The following is a 12,624-nucleotide window of genomic DNA, read 5'->3' on the forward strand; positions in this document are numbered from 1 at the left end:
GGTCAGCCGGGCCAGATTTATTTCTTGTAAAGACCGGGCTCGAATTCGAGCATGTCCGGGTGGAGCACTTCCGGTGCGGCGGTCGGCTGACGTTCAGGAACGGGGGCGTTGTTGGCCTCGTCATCGTTGAAACGCAGCAAATCCATGGTCAGCATGCGGGTCTCCGTCCCAAAGCTGCTGGCCGGGCGGGCATCCAGATCGAGATCCAGTACATGTTCCGTATCTGAATCAGCGGGTGCTTCCGCAGGAAAATCCACGGCTGGCCTGCGTTCCGGGAGTGCATGTTCCTCGTCACTTTCATTGAACCGCAGCAGGTCCATGGTCAGCATGCGGGTTTCGGTTCCCATGCTGTCCGCAGGGCGAGCGTCCACATCAAGGTCGAGCGGTGTTTCTTCACGCGTCGGGGGGGGGCTGGCGGGCGTTCTGAAACTTTCTTCCGGCAGACTTGGGGCCTCGAAAATCACGGGGGGCGCGTCTAAGGCGTCGACCTGAGCCAGAATGTCCTGATTCAGTGAGAGACCTTCCGGAATGATGGCGCCTTGTTTGATCAGGAGGGCCGCAACGCCATGATGTCGACAGCGGATGGCCAGACGCAATGGCGCACAGGGGCCGTCGCTGCCGGCTGCATTGATGTCCGCGCCTCGCGCGACCAACTCACGAATGATGGCGAGGTTGCCGACAAAGCAGGCTGTCCGCAGCGGCAAGCCACGCTGGCCGTGCATATCCGCTTCTTCAATATCGGCGCCGCGATCCAGTGCTTCAATGACGCCAGAGAGGGAGGCGTTGCGGATGGCGTCGATCAACTTGCTTTGTGTGTATTTGTTTCCGGACATGGTGTTGCAGAAGCGAAAATGGCATATCCCGGGAAGGATATGCCATTGCAGGGGGGTTAGGAAGAGGGCAGCTTATTTATAGCCGGCGCGATCGTAGATGATTTGAGCCTTGGCTTTGTACATGGCGAGGTTTTTGACCGGCAGTTTGTCGGCCTTGAATTTACCCAGCGTATCCAATGCCGGATTGGCCACTTTCACGCTCTCGACCACCGGCCATTCATTGTTGCCATCGGCAAAATAACGTTGCGCATCATCCGAAACCAAGTATTCGAGAAACTTCACGGCGGCAGTTTTATTCGGTGCGTGCTTCAGCATGCCGCCGCCAGAGACGTTGATGTGGGTGCCGGTGGTCTTCTGATTCGGCCAGACGACCCCGATTTTTTCCATGGTTTTCTGGTCTTCCGGCTTGGTCGACCGCATGAGGCGGGCAACATAGTAGGTGTTCGAGATCGTGACACCGCATTCACCCGCCGCGACAGCCTTGATCTGATCCGTGTCACCACCCTTCGGTGCGCGGGCAAAATTGCTCACCATGCCCCGTGCGATCTCTTCCGCCTTGGCTTCCCCCTGATTGGCGATGATCGAGGAGAGCAGCGAGAGGTTGTAGGGGTGGGAGCCTGAACGTGAGCAGAGCTTGCCCTTCAGCTTCGGATTAGCCAGATCGTCATAGTTCTGGACATCGTCTGCTTTCAGACTTGCCTTGTTGAAGACAATGACGCGCGCACGGGTCGAGAAAGAGAACCAGTCATCAGTGCGCAAATGCGCGGGGATACGGGTTTCCAGCACTTTGGAAGTCACTGGTGCAAAAAGACCCAGTTCGTGGGCTTGGGCCAGGCGTGCCGCATCCACGGTCAGGAAAACATCGGCCGGGCTGTTTGCGCCTTCATTCTTGATGCGCTCGAGGAGTTCTTCTTCCTTGCCTTCGATACGATTGATCTTGATCCCGGTCTGCTTCGTGAAATTGGCGTACAGCGCTTCGTCGGTCTGGTAATGACGGGCCGAGTACAGATTCAGTTCGGCCGCTTGGGCGCCCAATGCGGTAAAAGCCAGTGCAGCGATGCTCAGTTTCAGTTTCATGGCGGTCTGTGAACAACGAGTCAGGAATGGTCGGGCAGTGTAGCGAAGAGAATTTCAAATGTAAATGAGAAACGTTATTGAAACGGGGCGAAAAAAATGCGGCAAGGAGCCGCATTTTTTGCCAGGTTGAATCCGTATCAGTTATCGATGATCCGGCGGGCGCCGTTATAGCGATTCATCCAGTAGCTGCTGTCCATGTTCTCGATACGTACTTCTGCACCCGTACGCGGGGCATGCAGGAAATGGTTGTCACCGAGATAAATACCCACATGCGAGAAAGTGCGGCGCATGGTGTTGAAGAACACAAGGTCGCCGGGTTTCAGCTGACTGGTATCGATCTTCTGACCCATCTCGCTCATCTCGCGCGCCGTGCGCGGCAGGGAGGTGCCGATGGTGTCCTTGAAGACCAGGCGGACGAAACCGCTGCAGTCCAGGCCACTGTCTTCGTCATTGCCACCGAAGCGGTAGCGGACGCCGACAAGCTTCAGGCCTTGCAGGATGACATCCTGAGCGACGTTGGTGTAACGTTCGAGGAAGGATTGCTGCGGTTCTTCCTTTCGAACCTGTTCGGCTGCCGCAGAGGCGCCGATGCCGCCGCCAATCAGGGCGGCTGCGAGCAGGAGGGGGGCTAGAACTTTTTGCATAGCCTCCGAATTTATTTCAAAAACGCTTGTTTGTAAACCATTTGCAAGATGTGTTCGCGCTCAAGCGCCATCCAACCACGTTGTTAACTATGTTCATAATTCGTAATTATGAATACAATTCTAATCATAGAGGAGAAGCAAGGATGATGGATTCCTTCAAGGCATTGTTGATCGAAACGACGGATGGCAAGGTGCACAACAGCTTTGTGCAGCTGGATGCATCGCGTCTCGATCCCGGTGAGGTCACGATCCGGGTTGCCTATTCCAGCGTGAACTACAAAGATGCCCTGGCTGCAACCGGGGCCGGCAAGATCATCCGCCGTTTCCCGTGTGTCGGCGGTATCGATCTCTCCGGTACGGTCGTTGAGAGCCGCGATCCGCGCTTCAAGGCCGGCGATCCGGTGATCGCAACCAGCTTTGACATCGGTGTCGCCCACCACGGTGGCTATGCCGAATATGCGCGTGTGCCGGCAGATTGGGTTGTTCCCCTGCCGGACGGTCTTTCCTTGTATGACGCCATGGCGCTGGGGACGGCTGGTTTCACGGCTGCGCTCGGCATCGTGCGCATGGAAGAAAATGGGCTTTCCCCCGAAAAAGGGCCGGTGATCGTCAATGGCGCGACCGGCGGTGTAGGCAGCTTGGCCCTGGATATGCTGGCGCATCGGGGCTACCACGTCGTCGCACTGACCGGGAAAGAGAGTGAGAGCGATTATCTGCGCAGCCTGGGGGCGGCGGAAATCCTGCTGCGTCAGGATCTGGATCTGAGCAAGATCCGTCCGCTGGACAGTGGGCGTTGGGCGGGTGCGGTCGACAATCTGGGGGGCGATATTCTTGCCTGGATTGCCAGCACGATGCTGCAGGGCGGCACCATTGCCAGTATCGGTCTGGCTTCGAGCATGAAGCTCAATACCACGGTGATGCCTTTTATCTTGCGTGGCGTTTCCTTGTTGGGTGTCGACTCCGGCTATATCCGCGAACCCTATCGCACCGGTGTCTGGCAGCGCCTGGCGACAGACCTGCGCCCGCCTCATCTTGAGCGGATGTCGCGCAAGGTGGCTTTCGAGTCGCTCCCCGCGCTGTTTGACGAATACCTGGCCGGCAAGGCCAAGGGGCGCGTGGTTGTGGAGATCGGGGGCGCCTGATGGCTGCCGCACCGCGGGTGTTGGTCGTGGATGGCGCGCGCGCGTTGCGCGCTGCGCTGGATGCCTGTCTGCATGGCGAATTTGACGTTCGCCAGGAGGGGGATGGCGAGGCTGCCTGGCAGGCCTTGGTGCTGGATCAGTCGATCCGGATTGTCGTGGCAGGAACCGACCTGCCGCGCATGGATGGTTTTCAGTTGCTGGAACGTATTCGGGCTTCGAAATTGCGCCGGCTTCGCCAGATGCCGGTGGTGTTTCTGGTGGAGGCCGATGCGGATGAGGTGCGTTCGCGCGCGCAAGCCTTGGGTGTGTCGGATTTTCTGCTGCGCGGTGGCGTAACCCCGGAGATCGTGCTGCGCCTGAAAAATCTGGTCACGCTGGACAGCGTCCGCGAGTCGCTCGAGGGGGCGCGTGCCACAGCGGTTCAGGATACACAGAGCGGGTTGTTTACCCGTAAGTATCTTGAGCTTCAGGCGGCGCAGGCGCTGTCGCAGTCGGCTCGACATGGCATCGAACTGAGTGTGATGGTGCTCGGTTTTGACGGTTTCGAGTCGCTGGTTGAGCGTTTGGGCGAAGAGCAGTCTGCGATGGTGGGCTTGCGTTTCTCTCAATTGCTGAAAGGGAAAATTCGGCAGGAGGACAGCCTGGGGCATTTCGGCACGGGGCAATTCGCCATCGTGTCTCCGGGGACGTCGCTGGCGGCCTGCGCAACCTTTGCCGAGCGCGTGCGTCAGGCGGTCGAAGCGACGCCGATCAAGGCGGGCAACGAACGGGTGGCGGTGACGGTGAGTGTGGGCTTGGCGGGTGTGCCGGGCGACGCTGTGCACTCTGCGGGTAATTTGCTGGATCTGGCGGGGCAGCGCATGGCTGCTGCTCATGCCGCGGGGGGAAATCGGCTGGTAGCGGGAGGGGAGACACGTTCGCCCAAGCCGATGTCCCTTCATCACGCCCTGGAACTGCTGAACGCAGGCCGGGGTGATGCGGTTCGTCCGCATCTGGGCAATCTGGGGCGGCAGTGTCTGCCGCTGCTCAAATTGCTCGACGAGGAGTTCGGGTTGACCCTGCCGCTGGCAGAGGTCGAACGCCGCTTGAAGGAACGGGATATTCCATAACTTACTCGCCCGTTCGGTTTGTATCGTGCAGGAAAACCATCTAGAGGGAAGTTGTATGCCGACTTACAAGGAGTTTCACCAGTATTCCATCGAGAAGCCCAATGAGTTCTGGACCGAACAGGCTCAGCTGATCGACTGGAAAGAACCGTTTACGCAGGTTTGCGATTATTCCAAGCCGCCGTTCGTTAAATGGTTCGTCGGTGGCAAAACCAACCTGTGTTACAACGCGATCGATCGCCACGCCGCCAAGCGTCCGAATGATCGCGCGCTGATCTATGTCTCGACGGAAACCGATGAGGAGAAGGTTTACTCCTTCGCCGAACTGCAGGCCGAAGTCGAGCGCATGGCCGCGATCTACAAGAGCCTGGGTGTCAAGAAAGGCGATCGTGTCCTGATCTATATGCCGATGATCGCGCAGGCGGCATTTGCCATTTTTGCTGCCACCCGCATCGGCGCCATCCACTCCGTCGTTTTCGGCGGCTTTGCCTCCGGTTCTCTGGCGACCCGCATCGACGATGCCAAGCCGACCCTGATCGTGTCCGCCGACGCCGGCATGCGTGGCGGCAAGGCCGTGCCGTACAAGCACCTGCTGGATGAGGCCATCGAACTGGCCGAGCACAAGCCGGCCAAGGTGCTGATGGTAGACCGTGGCCTGGACAAGGGCTTCAACAAGGTTGCCGGCCGCGATGCCGATTACGCCACCCTGCGTGAGCAGTTCATCGATGCCAAGGTCGAGTGCGAATGGCTGGAGTCCTCCGAGCCGTCCTACATCCTGTACACCTCCGGCACCACCGGCAAGCCGAAGGGCGTCCAACGCGACACCGGCGGTTACGCCGTGGCGCTGGCTTCGTCGATGAAGCACATCTACTGCGGCGGCGAGGGTGAAACCTACTTCTCCACCTCCGACATCGGCTGGGTGGTTGGCCACTCCTACATCATCTACGGCCCGCTGATCGCCGGCATGGCCACGATCATGTACGAAGGCACGCCGCTGCGTCCGGATCCGGGTATCTGGTGGCAGATCGTCGAGAAGTACAAGGTCAACGTGATGTTCTCGGCGCCGACCGCCGCCCGCGTCCTGAAGAAGCAGGATCCGGCCTACATGCACAAGTACGATCTGTCGTCCCTGAAGCACATCTTCATGGCCGGCGAGCCGCTGGATCAGCCGACGCACGAGTGGTTCCAGAACGAACTGCAAAAGCCGGTCATCGACAACTACTGGCAGACCGAAACCGGCTGGCCGATGCTGGCTGCGCTGCACGGTGTCGAAAAGACCCCGATCAAGTTCGGTTCGCCGTCCTTCCCGGTCTATGGCTACAACCTCAAGATCTTCCGCGAGGACGGTTCCGAGTGCGGCCCGAACGAGAAGGGCATCGCTGCCGTCGTGCCGCCGCTGCCGCCGGGCTGCCTGTCGACCGTCTGGGGCCAGGACGAGCGTTTTGTCTCGACTTACTTCAGCCTGTTCAAAGAGCCGCTGGTGTACTCCTCGTACGACTGGGCGATCAAGGACGACGAAGGTTACTTCACCATCCTCGGCCGTACCGATGACGTGATCAACGTGGCCGGCCATCGTCTGGGAACGCGCGAAATCGAAGAGGCCATCCAGGCACACAACGCGATTGCCGAAGTCGCCGTGGTGGGGGTGGAAGACAAGCTCAAGGGGCAGATGCCGATGGCTTTCGCCGTCGTCAAGGATGCCTCCAAGGTGGCCACGCCCGAGCTGACCGCTGCCCTCGAGAAGGAAGTCTTCGCGACGGTCGACGGCATTCTCGGTGCGATTGCCCGTCCGGCCCGTGTGCACTTCGTGATTGGTCTGCCGAAGACCCGTTCCGGCAAGATGCTGCGCCGCTCCCTCCAGGCCCTGGCCGAAGGGCGCGATCCGGGCGATCTGACGACCATCGAGGATCCGTCCACGCTGGAAAACATCAAGAATCTGCTCGCCGGTTAAGTCGACCGTCGGACAGTCCGCATCAGCCCGCCGGGGAAACCCAGCGGGTTTTTTTATGTTTGCTCCCGCTTTCCACGGTCGCACACGAAGAAGCTTTTTATCGTGGTCGCTTGTAAAAATCTGGAGACGGGCAGGGTGCTAGAATGTGCTCTTTGCTTGTCTCATCTCGTTTCCGATGATTTACGAAACCGTCGCCGCGATCGATCTGGGTTCCAATAGTTTCCGCCTGCAAGTCGGGCGGGTGGTCGATGATCAGATCTATACGCTGGATTCGATGAAGGAGCCGGTGCGCCTGGCTTCCGGCCTGACTGCGGACAAACGTCTGGATGCCGCGGCCCAACGGCGCGCGCTGGATGCCCTGAGCCGTTTTGGCGAACGCCTGCGCGGCCTGGACCAGGGGGCGGTGCGCGCGGTCGCAACCAATACCTTGCGGGTGGCCAAGAACGCCGTCGAATTTTTGCCCCTGGCCGAAGAGGCGCTGGGTTTTCCGATCGAAATCATTGCCGGACGGGAAGAGGCGCGCCTGATTTATATCGGTGCCTCGCATTCCTTGCCCTCGGCCGCCCACAAGCGGCTGGTGATCGATATCGGGGGTGGCTCGACCGAGTTCATCATCGGCAAGCGGCATGAGCCGCAACTGATGGAATCCCTGTACATGGGATGCGTCAGCTACACGCTGCGTTTCTTCCCGGATCGCCGCATCGACAAGAAGCGCTTGCGTGAGGCCCAGATTGCTGCCGCCAAGGAAATCGAACTGATTGCGGCTGATTACCAGCGGCTGGGCTGGAAGGAGGCCGTCGGTTCCTCGGGGACGGCGCGCGCCATTGCCGACGTGCTCGAGCTGAACAACCTCAATCCCAATGGCGAGAGCGGGATCACCCGTGAAGGTCTGGATCGTCTCTGTGCCTTGCTGGTCAAGGCCGGTTCAGCCGAAGCACTTGATCTGCCCGGCGTGAAGGGTGACCGCCTGCCGGTGTTTCCGGGCGGGGTGGCGATCATGTCGGCGATTTTCGAAGAGTTGGGCATCGAGCGCATGACCTATGCGGATGGTGCGCTGCGCCTCGGCGTGCTCTACGACTTGCTCGGACGTTTCCATCATCACGACATGCGTGATGCCACGGTGCAACAGTTCCGCCGCCGCTATCAGGTGGAAGGCGATCAGATCGAGCGTGTCGAAGCTACCGCACTCTCCGCCCTGGCGCAGCTCACCGAGGGGGCGCCGAGCGAGGCGGATATCCAGTTTTTGTCCTGGGCCTGCCGTGTGCACGAGATCGGGATTTCGGTCGCCCATAACGCGTATCACAAGCACGGCGCGTACATCCTGACCTATGCCGACATGCCGGGTTTTTCGAAGAAGGATCAGGCGCGTCTGGCCATGCTGGTTCTCGGCCATCGTGGCAAATTGGAAAAACTGGGCAACTTGCCCACCACCGACAGTTCGTGGCGACTGATTTTCTGTTTGCGTCTTGCGGTGATTCTGCACCGTACGCGGGATGATCGGCCGCTGCCGGCGTGGCGGGTGCAACCGCTGGGCAACGGTTTTCAACTCGATTTGCCGGCCGAGTGGCTGGCGGAAAATCCCTGGACAGCTGCCGCCTTGGGCGAGGAAGTGCAGGTTTGGAAACAACTGGGTCGGGAGTATGTGCTGAAGACCCGTTCGCTGCGGAAGGCGGGGTGAACTGCACGCCGGCGCTGCGTGTCGACGCCGGGCGGGTCAGCCTGTCCGGCACCTGGACGCTGGCCGGTTTGCAGCCGATTCTGCCGCAGATTCAATCCATGCTGGCGGCGGCACCGCAGGACGGAATCTGGGATTTTTCGGCGGTTGACCGTCTGGATAGTGCGGCCGCCGTGCTTCTGTGGCGCCACTGGGCGATGACCTGGCCAACGGTCCTTGGGCTGACGCCGGCGCAACAGAGCGTGCTGGATCGGGTTGCCGCCCTGTCGCTCGATGCGCCTGTCGCACCGCCCAAGCCGGCCGGGATCACCCTGACCTTGGGGCATCTGGTATTGCGCGGCCTGGCCAATCTGCGCGGGGTGGTCACCCTGTTTGGTCATCTCTTGCTCGACCTCCTGCATCTGGCGCGCCATCCTCAGGAGTTTCCCTGGCGGGAATTCAGCGCCAATGTTTACAAGGCCGGCGCGATGGCCTTGCCGGTCACGGCCCTGGTGGGCTTCCTGATCGGCATCACGATCAGTTATCTGTCGGCGCTGCAGTTGAAAAACTTTGGCGCTGATCTGTTCATCGTCAATATTCTCGGGATTTCCATCCTGCGCGAGTTGGGGCCGGTGCTGGTGGCCGTGCTGGTGGCGGGGCGGTCCGGCTCGGCGATGACCGCCCAGATCGGCGTCATGCGGGTGACCGAGGAAATCGATGCCCTTGCCACGATGGGCATCTCGCGCCATCTGCGTCTGGTTTTGCCCAAAATTCTCGGGTTGACCGTCGCCATGCCCCTGCTGGTGCTGTGGACGTCCTGCATTGCGCTCTTCGGCGGCATGGTCGCCGCCTTGCTGCAACTGGATCTCTCTTTGGTGTATTTCCTTGAAAATCTGCCGCGTGCGGTGCCGGTGGCCAATTTGATGATCGGCTTGGGCAAGGGCGTGGTGTTCGGTTTTGTCATTGCCTTGATCGCCTGCCATTTCGGCTTGCGCGTCATCCCGAATACGGAAAGCCTGTCCGCCAACACGACGCGCGCGGTGGTCAGTGCGATTACCCTGGTCATCCTGGTCGATGCGGTGTTTGCCGTGTTGACCCGCCATATCGGGCTGCCGCAGCTATGAGCGGCCCGGTGGTCGAATTGCAGGGGATTGAGACCGTGCTGGGCGGGCGGGTGGTGCATCGCAACCTGGACTTGCAGGTGATGCCAGGGCAAATTCTTGGCCTCTTGGGCGGGTCCGGTAGCGGCAAGACCACCTTGCTGCGCGAAATGCTGGGCTTGCAGCGGCCCAGTGCGGGAACAGTACGCTTGTTCGGCACCGACCTGCAGACGCCGGATTTGGGTGTGCAGCGCGCTCTGCGCCGGCGCTTGGGGATGCTGTTCCAGCACGGTGCGCTGTTTTCCGCCTTGTCCGTATTCGACAATATTGCGTTTCCGTTGCGTGAGTTGAAATGCCTGGACGAGGACTGGATTCGCCGACTGGTGCTGCTGAAACTCGACATGGTGGAACTGACGGCGGCGCACGCCCGCCTGATGCCCGCTGAACTCTCCGGCGGGATGGTCAAGCGGGTGGCCTTGGCGCGCGCGCTGGCGCTGGAGCCGGAGTTGTTGTTGCTCGATGAGCCGACCGCCGGCCTGGACCCGGACCGCAGTCAGAATTTCGTCGATCTCGTCGCCTCGCTGCAACACGCCTTGGGCTTGACGGTGGTGATGGTGACCCATGATCTGGCCACCTTGTCGGGGCTGGCAAGCCATGTCGCCGTGCTGGCGGAGGGGCATATTGTCGCCTGCGGGCCGCGCGAGCAGGTCATGGCGGCCGATCATCCTTTTGTGACGGGCTTTTTTGCCGCCGACCGTCGGAAACTGCTTTAATCACGCCATGGAAAACAAGTCACACGCCTTCATTGCCGGGATGTTTGTCCTGCTCCTCGGGATCGCTGCCCTGGGGGCGGTGTTCTGGCTCGGAGGAATTCGTGACAACACCAACGATTACATCGTTGTCACCAAGCAGAATATCGGCGGCCTGAATCCGCAAGCGCAGGTGCGTTACCGGGGAATCCGCGTTGGCAAGGTCAGCGACATCCGGATCGATCCGGAGGATTACACCAACATCCTGATCACCATTTCGATCAGTGACGACATTCCGCTGACCACGGGCACGGTGGCCAAGCTCAACTATCAGGGTGTGACCGGTCTGGCGCACATTCTTCTGTTCGAGACGGGCAAGGAGGCCACGCCGCTGACGCCCAACGATGCCCAGCCGCCGAGGATTGCCATGCTGCCCTCGATGTTGGAAGAATTGAGCGAAACCGGCATCGCCACCTTGCGCCAGGCCCGGCAGCTGATGATCAGCGCCAACGACATGCTGGGAGAGGAAAATCGCCGGCATTTGAACCAGACGCTCGGCAACATGGCCCGGACTTCCGGTCAGCTCGAGCCCGTGTTGGCCCAGTTGCAAGGCACGCTGGGGCAGGTTCGGAAACTGCTCGATGACGGAAATATCGACCGGATTTCACGGTCGACCGCAGAGATTGCGCCTTTGTTGACCGAGACACGCCAGTTACTCGTGAAAATGCAAGGTGTCACCGACAAGCTGGACGCGACGCTCGGGGAACCGGGGGGCAGTGGTGCGGCAGCGCTCATGCCGCGCCTGAACGATCTGGCCTCGGAAGCCAGCGTGACCTCCCGTCAATTGGGCCGCTTGCTGCGCATGCTCGAAGAGTCGCCGCAGGGGCTCGTGTTCGGCATGCCGGCCTTGCCGCCGGGGCCGGGTGAGCCCGGGTTTTCTGCACAGGAAGGAAAGTGATGCGTAGAGGCTGGATGGGTGTCATGGGGCTCGTCGCCCTGTTGTTGGCCGGGTGTGTGACGCCGGGCAAGCGCGGTGGCGATGTGACGCAGGCGGTGTACGACCTGGAGAGCAGCGGGCGTAAACCGGCCATGGTGCGCACTCAGCCGCTGGCGCTCGAAGTCCGCGCGCCTGCCTGGTTTGATGGCCTCGGCATTGACTACCGGCTGGCTTACGCCGATTCGGCACGCCTGCGCGAGTATGCGCTGGCGCGCTGGGCGGGGCCGCCGGCGCAGATGATCCAGTGGCGTTTGATGCGCGATTTGGGGGCCTCCGCGCATGGTCAGGTGCGGGCAGCCTGCCTGATGCGTCTTGAACTGGAAGAGTTTTCCCAGGTTTTTGACAGCACGACGCAAAGCCGTGGGGTATTGCGTGCCCGCGTCCAGTGGCTGGATCGGCAACGCAATGTGCTGGATGAATGGGGGCTGGACGTCAGCGTACCAGCGCCGACACCGGATGTGGCGGGGGGCGTTTTTGCCCTGCGGGCGGCGGTCGACCGTCTGGCGGAGCAGATTTCCCAACGGGAGCAGGCATCGCTTGCCGCTCGCCGTTTGTCTGCCTGTCAGGGTTAATTGGCGACGATGTGTTCCGCGATGCGTTGCTTGAGATCGGCCAGATTGTTGTCGAAGGGTTCGTAGTGCATCAGCGACAGGCCGAAGACGCAGGCGTACAAGAGCAGGCTCCGGCTTTTTGCTTCGGCATCCGATAAGCCGGCTGCGACAAAGAGGCGACGGGTGCACTCCAGTCGATACAGGTCGACCGATTCGACAATCGCTGCCGCTTGCGTATCGTGGCGCGCCCAATCCCGCACCGCGAGTTCGATCGAAATGCCTTTCCGGTTCCGGCTGGCGCCGTAGACTTCGATGGCGTGGTGCAGTTGTGCGCGTTCATTGCCCGGCGCGACACTGGTCATTTTTTCAATGTCGCGGATCCGACCTGTTTTCCAGTGTTCCAGCACGGCATCGATGAGATCTTGACGGTCGCGGAAATGCCAGTAGAAACTGCCCTTGGTCACCCCGCAGCGCTTGGCCAGCACCTCGACGCGCAAGCCGGCAATGCCTTCCTCGGAAAGTACGTCGACGGCCATTTCCACCCAGTCCTGGCGATCCAGTTGGGTGCGGGTGGCAGGCGCGCGACGACGCGATGTGCGGGCTTGGGGCTTGACAGGTTGATTTTCCATACGCTACCGTATGCTTTCCATACGACACAGTATGGTCATTGTGCGGATTGACCGGCCATCTGTCAAACAGGGCCTGAAGAAACATAACTTGCCGAAGGATAAAGGAGAGCTCAGTGAAGATTCTCGTTCCCGTGAAACGGGTAGTGGATTACAACGTAAAGGTTCGCGTGAAGGCGGACGGGACGGGCGTC

The 12,624-nt window shown here is 60.5% G+C and carries 12 protein-coding genes and 1 pseudogene; 9 read left to right on the plus strand and 4 right to left on the minus strand.

What is annotated here, in order from left to right; translation table 11 throughout:
• Positions 1–17 precede the first annotated feature (17 nt).
• From AACO21_RS11780 to AACO21_RS11790, 3 genes are all read right to left on the minus strand, one after another.
• The gene (locus AACO21_RS11780) at positions 18–833 is read right to left on the minus strand and encodes a hypothetical protein (RefSeq protein WP_346192713.1); all 816 of its coding nucleotides are present in this window, start codon (positions 831–833) and stop codon (positions 18–20) included.
• Positions 834–905: 72 nt separating this feature from the next.
• Entirely contained in the window at positions 906–1,910 is a 1,005-nt protein-coding gene (locus AACO21_RS11785; RefSeq protein ID WP_346192714.1) for a Fe(3+) ABC transporter substrate-binding protein, read from the minus strand.
• A 137-nt stretch (positions 1,911–2,047) separates the two neighbouring features.
• Positions 2,048–2,554 (minus strand): C40 family peptidase, encoded by a 507-nt coding sequence (locus AACO21_RS11790; protein ID WP_346192715.1) that lies wholly within the window; start codon positions 2,552–2,554, stop codon positions 2,048–2,050.
• A gap of 146 nt (positions 2,555–2,700) precedes the next feature.
• Between AACO21_RS11790 and AACO21_RS11795 the strand changes: the two genes are divergently transcribed.
• The 8 genes from AACO21_RS11795 to AACO21_RS11830 all read left to right on the plus strand — a co-directional run bounded on the left by AACO21_RS11795 (position 2,701) and on the right by AACO21_RS11830 (position 11,825).
• The gene (locus AACO21_RS11795; protein ID WP_346192726.1) at positions 2,701–3,696 is read left to right on the plus strand and encodes an oxidoreductase; all 996 of its coding nucleotides are present in this window, start codon (positions 2,701–2,703) and stop codon (positions 3,694–3,696) included.
• The gene (locus AACO21_RS11800) at positions 3,696–4,805 is read left to right on the plus strand and encodes a diguanylate cyclase (RefSeq protein ID WP_346192716.1); all 1,110 of its coding nucleotides are present in this window, start codon (positions 3,696–3,698) and stop codon (positions 4,803–4,805) included. Before AACO21_RS11795 ends, AACO21_RS11800 begins: the two co-directional genes overlap by 1 nt.
• A 55-nt stretch (positions 4,806–4,860) precedes the next feature.
• Complete coding sequence (locus AACO21_RS11805; protein ID WP_346192717.1) at positions 4,861–6,753, plus strand: propionate--CoA ligase; 1,893 nt, start codon at positions 4,861–4,863, stop codon at positions 6,751–6,753.
• A gap of 175 nt (positions 6,754–6,928) precedes the next feature.
• The gene (gene ppx, locus AACO21_RS11810; protein ID WP_346192718.1) at positions 6,929–8,431 is read left to right on the plus strand and encodes an exopolyphosphatase; all 1,503 of its coding nucleotides are present in this window, start codon (positions 6,929–6,931) and stop codon (positions 8,429–8,431) included.
• Positions 8,428–9,531, plus strand: a complete 1,104-nt coding sequence (locus tag AACO21_RS11815; RefSeq protein WP_346192719.1) for an ABC transporter permease — start codon at positions 8,428–8,430, stop codon at positions 9,529–9,531. Before ppx ends, AACO21_RS11815 begins: the two co-directional genes overlap by 4 nt.
• Positions 9,528–10,280: an ATP-binding cassette domain-containing protein gene (locus AACO21_RS11820; protein WP_346192720.1), complete on the plus strand. Its 753-nt coding sequence runs from the start codon at positions 9,528–9,530 to the stop codon at positions 10,278–10,280. Before AACO21_RS11815 ends, AACO21_RS11820 begins: the two co-directional genes overlap by 4 nt.
• Before the next feature lie 7 nt (positions 10,281–10,287).
• On the plus strand, positions 10,288–11,214 hold the full coding sequence (locus tag AACO21_RS11825) for an MlaD family protein (protein WP_346192721.1): 927 nt from the start codon (positions 10,288–10,290) through the stop codon (positions 11,212–11,214).
• Positions 11,214–11,825, plus strand: coding sequence for an ABC-type transport auxiliary lipoprotein family protein (locus AACO21_RS11830; RefSeq protein ID WP_346192722.1), 612 nt, complete (start codon positions 11,214–11,216; stop codon positions 11,823–11,825). The genes AACO21_RS11825 and AACO21_RS11830 overlap by 1 nt, the downstream gene beginning before the upstream one ends.
• Here the strand turns inward: AACO21_RS11830 and AACO21_RS11835 are convergent.
• Positions 11,822–12,433, minus strand: coding sequence for a TetR/AcrR family transcriptional regulator (locus AACO21_RS11835; protein ID WP_346192723.1), 612 nt, complete (start codon positions 12,431–12,433; stop codon positions 11,822–11,824). The two genes, AACO21_RS11830 and AACO21_RS11835, sit on opposite strands and share 4 nt — an antisense overlap.
• A 113-nt stretch (positions 12,434–12,546) precedes the next feature.
• Between AACO21_RS11835 and AACO21_RS11840 the strand changes: the two are divergent.
• Positions 12,547–12,624: pseudogene (locus tag AACO21_RS11840) on the plus strand (electron transfer flavoprotein subunit beta/FixA family protein); the annotation flags it as partial.

It is taken from the genome of Dechloromonas sp. ZS-1 (assembly GCF_039649255.1).
Taxonomy (GTDB): domain Bacteria; phylum Pseudomonadota; class Gammaproteobacteria; order Burkholderiales; family Rhodocyclaceae; genus Azonexus.

Coding starts and splice junctions, on each gene's coding strand:
- AACO21_RS11780 (WP_346192713.1), bottom strand. CDS start 833: ATGTCCGGAAACAAATACACACAAAGCAAGTTGATCGACGCCATCCGC.
- AACO21_RS11785 (WP_346192714.1), bottom strand. CDS start 1,910: ATGAAACTGAAACTGAGCATCGCTGCACTGGCTTTTACCGCATTGGGC.
- AACO21_RS11790 (WP_346192715.1), bottom strand. CDS start 2,554: ATGCAAAAAGTTCTAGCCCCCCTCCTGCTCGCAGCCGCCCTGATTGGC.
- AACO21_RS11795 (WP_346192726.1), top strand. CDS start 2,701: ATGGATTCCTTCAAGGCATTGTTGATCGAAACGACGGATGGCAAGGTG.
- AACO21_RS11800 (WP_346192716.1), top strand. CDS start 3,696: ATGGCTGCCGCACCGCGGGTGTTGGTCGTGGATGGCGCGCGCGCGTTG.
- AACO21_RS11805 (WP_346192717.1), top strand. CDS start 4,861: ATGCCGACTTACAAGGAGTTTCACCAGTATTCCATCGAGAAGCCCAAT.
- ppx (WP_346192718.1), top strand. CDS start 6,929: ATGATTTACGAAACCGTCGCCGCGATCGATCTGGGTTCCAATAGTTTC.
- AACO21_RS11820 (WP_346192720.1), top strand. CDS start 9,528: ATGAGCGGCCCGGTGGTCGAATTGCAGGGGATTGAGACCGTGCTGGGC.
- AACO21_RS11825 (WP_346192721.1), top strand. CDS start 10,288: ATGGAAAACAAGTCACACGCCTTCATTGCCGGGATGTTTGTCCTGCTC.
- AACO21_RS11830 (WP_346192722.1), top strand. CDS start 11,214: ATGCGTAGAGGCTGGATGGGTGTCATGGGGCTCGTCGCCCTGTTGTTG.
- AACO21_RS11835 (WP_346192723.1), bottom strand. CDS start 12,433: ATGGAAAATCAACCTGTCAAGCCCCAAGCCCGCACATCGCGTCGTCGC.